Source organism: Microcoleus sp. K4-B3, assembly GCF_036704615.1.
Lineage (GTDB): Bacteria > Cyanobacteriota > Cyanobacteriia > Cyanobacteriales > Microcoleaceae > Microcoleus.
The window spans coordinates 1-3,089 of record NZ_JAUBSF010000186.1 but is presented as its reverse complement, the minus strand read 5'-3'; the positions used below and the strand labels follow the sequence as shown (position 1 = coordinate 3,089).

Below are 3,089 nucleotides of genomic sequence, written 5' to 3'. Positions count from 1 at the left end.
TCAGGTTTTAATTCTAAACCCATGTCAACTAACCATTCCGAAATTATCTCTCGGCATCTTTGAACTACGAGCTTGTCCTCGTGAAGGAGTCGGGTAAAGGGATTACATCGCTGTAACCCCCTCCCCTCAAAACCGGACTTGTACCTTTGATCACATCCGGCTTAAGCAAATTACTAGCTTCCACATGCTTCAGTCATTTTGCAGCATGAATCTGTTGATGACAGTAGAAGTGTAAGAATCGGAGATTTTTGTAGCTATTGCTCCCACCCTGTTGTTTTGGTTCAATGTGATGAACATGCAGTTCTTCCCCGTTGAATAGAGATTCTCCGCATTTAGGACAAATGCATCCTTGGTTCTGAGCAATCTTTTGTTTACTGGGAGTAAGAGATTTAGATTTAGCCTTCTCCCTGTCTTGCCAGTAGCTTTTAAGATTTGGATCATCAGGAGATGATCTGCCTTTCACCAGAATATGTCTTTCTATCCTGAACCAGCTAAATTTGAGCAAATGCATTCCTGTGGTTTTGTCACCAAATACCCATCGGTCGCTACGCTCTAAATTCAGCCTGCCCCAATATCGGGTTTGTCTCCAGTAACGGGTTTTTTTAGGGTGGGTGTGCTTGACTCGGGCGAACTGCCCGATGAAACATCCAACGGTCAAGACTATGAAAAATTTCACAAGACACTCCTGAACGGAAATAGTTCGCCCATCCTCGAATAATCGGGTTTAAGCGTTTAATAATTGCTAGAACATTCGACCCTCGCAAGGATAGCCATTCCTTTCGCAACTTATTCCGTATTTTGCTTACCGATTCCTTGCTTGGCTTAATCAGCAGCTTCCAACCTGTTTTAGAGGTTTTTTCGGCTCTGTAGTGTCTGATGTTGAAGCCTAGAAAGTCGAATCCCTCACTCAGATGAACAATTTTGGTTTTCTGGACCGATAGCTCTAACCCTCTTTGTTGCAACCAACTTTTTAGGATTTCACTCACTTCTTCGGCATCTTCTTTAGACTCACAGAATGCTGCAAAATCGTCCGCATAACGAACGATTGCTCGCTTTCCAATAGACTGACCTCTGGAGTCGTATTTGACACCAATGGCTTCCTCCATTCCATGCAAGGCAATGTTAGCCAACAAGGGAGACACCACGCCGCCCTGGGGAGTTCCACTATCCGTTTCATGAAAAACTCCTTGTTCAATGTATCCTGCCTTGAGCCATTGTTTAATCAGTTCCCGACCAGGGACTTCACCAATTGCCTTGAGCAAGAATTCATGGCTGATATTATCAAATGCGCCTTTGATGTCAGCATCTACGACCCATTTCTTCCGTTTATTTGGTCGAGCTAAGCCGAAGATCTTCTCAATGGCATCGTGACAACTTCTACCAGGGCGGAATCCGTAGCTGGTTCCCTCGAAATTTGCCTCCCACTCTGGTTCAAGAGCGTTCTTGACCATTGCTTGAAGACATCTGTCTTTGACAACGGGGATTCCCAGTGGGCGTTGTTTTCCATTTGCTTTCGGTATGTACACCCGACGCACAGGTTTTACTCTCCAAAGGGTGAAAGCCGATAATTCATCGACCAATTTGCCTCTGGTTGTAGGAGTTTTCACCACTACTTTGTCAATTCCTGGCGTATTTCTACCTGCGTTCTGCTGCGTCACTCTGCGAACACTCATCAGAATGTTGGCATAGCTTCGTAGCATTAGCTTTTGAAGCGAACGTACCTTTTGATAGTTCCGTTCTGTGGTCGCCCGAAAGATTCTCTGTCTCAAATTCCTGACAGTCCGATTGATTTTGCGCCAGTTAATGGCGTTCCAATCGGTTTGCCCTTTGGTTCCGTTTGCTAAAGCCATGCTTTGCATCTAACTTGCCCCTGAGTGAGAAATCATTACAGAAGTCTTTGGGTAATTCACCTGACCCACGTCAGCACCCTTTCAGGTTGGGTATTTCCCTATCCAGCAGGTTATGGATTTCCTTTGCCTTTCGGCTTACTGGCGTTCGCTTAAGGGGTCATCCCTGTCCCACTGGGGAATTCAGTCGTCCTTGCGGTTGACCTACTGGAAATCCAGACCCCATTGGGGTTATCACGTTCCACATGTTAGAGATGCAACTGAAGAGGGTGTCTCCTTTACTGCGGGGACGGGGTGTCCTCGAATTCGATTCATAAGACCGAATTCCGTGCCTCGGTTGGTAAGACCGAGGTTCATTGTCCCTTCATCACCGTATCAGCCATATTTCGATGACCAGACGTCACGCAGCCTCATCAGAGATTCACTTGCGTTCACCCATTCAGTCTTCCTCTTGCCCGGTTTGTCCAAATGGCTTGGACGTTCCTTAGACGTTACCTCCTTGCAAAAGACCCCACCGTTACCAGTGATGCCCTTGGAGATTGAGGATAGGTTTGGACACTAACCTAGAGAAGTCACCTCCTCACTCACAACATGCGACATCGTGTCGCGCTCACGAAGTCATCTGCATACCTGATTAATGTTGCTCCTGATTGATAACCAGAGTATTTCCCTTTCTTGACTATTGTCCTTCTGGGGAAAGCTTGTTTAATCCGGTGTTCCATCCCGTGGAGGGCAATATTTGCTAGTAGTGGGGAGATGACCCCACCCTGTGGAGTACCCTCAGATGTCTCGTAGTGCTGCATATTGTCCATCACTCCCGCTTTTAACCAGGCTCGTATTTGACGGCGAATGGTGGGGAATGTATTAAGTTTGTTGAGCAGCGCTACATGGTTGATGCGGTCGAAACACTTGGAGATGTCGGCATCTAGCACGTATTTGGCTTTATACCTAATCTCGTTAAATATTGCCTCAATTGCATCATGACATGACCTTCCGGCTCTGAATCCATAACTGTTGGGTTCAAATCGCGCTTCCCATTCAGGCTCTAGTGCCATCTTGACGAGTGCTTGCAAGGCTCGGTCTTTCATTGTAGGTATACCTAGAGGTCGCTTCTCTTCCGTTCCCGGTTTTGGAATCCATACTCTCCGGGTCGGGCTGACCTTAGAACCCACATTCCGCAGATGTGGGTCGGATTTTTTTATCAGTTGTGAAAACTTGGAAGCGAAGCGCTTTTGGGATGAA

The 3,089-nt window shown here is 46.6% G+C and carries 2 protein-coding genes and 1 pseudogene; all 3 read right to left on the bottom strand.

Going from position 1 to position 3,089, the window contains the following annotated elements; genetic code table 11:
• Nucleotides 1-193 precede the first annotated feature (193 nt).
• Nucleotides 194-511 carry an HNH endonuclease signature motif containing protein gene (locus tag QUA78_RS32080; RefSeq protein ID WP_333307182.1) on the bottom strand — a complete coding sequence of 106 codons (318 nt, stop codon included), beginning with the start codon at nucleotides 509-511 and terminating at the stop codon, nucleotides 194-196.
• Nucleotides 512-602: 91 nt separating this feature from the next.
• Entirely contained in the window at nucleotides 603-1,850 is a 1,248-nt protein-coding gene (gene ltrA, locus QUA78_RS32075) for a group II intron reverse transcriptase/maturase (protein ID WP_333399236.1), read from the bottom strand.
• A 608-nt stretch (nucleotides 1,851-2,458) separates the two neighbouring features.
• Nucleotides 2,459-3,089 (bottom strand): annotated as a pseudogene (locus QUA78_RS32070) (reverse transcriptase/maturase family protein); the annotation flags it as partial.